This window comes from Streptomyces sp. P5F9 (assembly GCF_057961495.1).
This window is the reverse complement of the sequence record NZ_JBXVPZ010000882.1, coordinates 1-1612: the sequence shown is the minus strand read 5'-3', so window position 1 is coordinate 1612 and position 1612 is coordinate 1. Positions and strand designations below refer to the sequence as shown.

Below are 1612 nucleotides of genomic sequence, written 5' to 3'. Positions count from 1 at the left end.
GGCGGCCTCCTCACCCACGGGCGCCAAGTCCGGCCGTAGCAGCACGCCTTCACCGTCACCGACCCCAACAGCCGTCCCTACGACGGCTCCCGTCACCCCCGCCGCCCTCACCTGGGACGACCCCGTGCGCAAGGCCACGGACCAGCGCTGGTGTGAGGACGTCACCCTGAGCTTCCGCAACTCCGGCGGTACGGCGGTGCGTTCGGGCACGGTGACGTTCGGGACGCACATCATCGGAGCCCTCGGGATCGACTGGGCGACGATCACCTCGACCGAGCAGCTTCCGGCGCCGATCGCGGCCCACGCACGCAAGGACCACACCTGGACCGTCTGCGTCGACACCTGGCGCGTGCCACTGGGGATGCACATCGAGACGCGGGACGTGTCGGTCGTGTGGCGCTAGGGCCTGTCCGGCGGATCATGTCACAGACGCGGGGCCTGGCACGCACATCTGCCGCGTTGTCGTCGGTTGCCGACGCTCCGCGTCGCCGCCCTCCTCCGCCTTGCAGCTGCACGCACCACGCCCCGCTCACCGGCGCTGATCAGGCACCGCCGATTTCCTGCGACCTGATCCGCCGGACAGGCCCTAGGCGGCAGCGCCCGAAAGGGGCGCGGGGCTGTGTCGATATGCGGCTCCGCCGCGTGGGCGCGACCAGCCACGACGGCGCCGCAGACGATTGACGGCAGATCCCGGCTCCTCCAGTGGAGCGGTAGACCACCGCGTCGAGGTAGAGCGGTCGGTGTTACATGAAGGCCAGGTAGGCCACCGCCGCGACGACCAGCACGGCGGCGACGACGCCGACGATCAGGCCGACGCGGGGTCCGGCCGAAGCGGTGGGCGCGGCCTGGGGCCGGCCGCCCTGTGGGGTCTCGTCGACGAAGGCACGGAACATCTGGGTGCTGCCGGCGGGGTCGTAGTTGCCCTCGGGGCCCTGGGTGTTTGCCATGGGCCGAGACACTAGCGAATCCCCGGGAGACACCCAAGTGCGGGGCCTCGGACATCCTTTCCCACCTGCGGGTTTACATACCGCAATACTTGCCTTTGCCAACTTTTTATGCCGCGCCCGGCCATTTTATTTGCCTGTAGCAACCAACCTCTCTTAGTCTCTTATGGTTGCCCTAAGCAACGAACACGGCACGAGCATGGGAGGTGAGATGGCCGAGCGGACGCAGTACGAGGAGCTGATGCGTCAGTTCAGTGCCTTCGGCGCCGTACGCAGGGAGTTGGGGCGGATCATGCCGTCCGACTGTCCCGGCGGCTCCGCGGCCGTACTGACCCTGCTCGACCGGTACGGCGACATGCGTATGAGCAAACTCGCGGAACTGCTCTCCGTCGACATGTCCGTGACCAGCCGCCACGTCGCGCACGTCGTCGACCGGGGCTGGATCGAACGGTCCCCCGACCCCGCCGACAAACGCTCCCGCATCCTGCGCCTCACCCCCGGCGGCCGGGCCCAGGTGGACGAACTGTCCCGGCGGACCGCCCAGTTGCTCGCCGACCGGCTGAACGACTGGAGCGACGAGGAGGTCGGGCAGCTGATCCAGCTGATGACCCGGCTGCGGGCGAGCTTCGGCGACTGCCGTACCGCGCCACCCCGCCCCATGACCCCCC

Annotated in this window: 3 protein-coding genes; 2 read left to right on the top strand and 1 reads right to left on the bottom strand. The window is 69.1% G+C overall.

The features are described from left to right. Nucleotides 1-403 (top strand): hypothetical protein (locus AC31A1_RS51150; protein ID WP_489659872.1); only part of this gene is annotated, 403 nt, incomplete at its 5' end. A gap of 340 nt (nucleotides 404-743) precedes the next feature. On the opposite strand, the gene AC31A1_RS51145 is transcribed toward AC31A1_RS51150, so the two are convergent. After that, complete coding sequence (locus tag AC31A1_RS51145) at nucleotides 744-947, bottom strand: hypothetical protein (protein WP_489659871.1); 204 nt, start codon at nucleotides 945-947, stop codon at nucleotides 744-746. A 208-nt stretch (nucleotides 948-1155) separates the two neighbouring features. Here AC31A1_RS51145 and AC31A1_RS51140 point away from each other — a divergent pair. Next, the coding region (locus tag AC31A1_RS51140; RefSeq protein WP_489659870.1) for a MarR family winged helix-turn-helix transcriptional regulator at nucleotides 1156-1612 on the top strand (457 nt) is incomplete at its 3' end.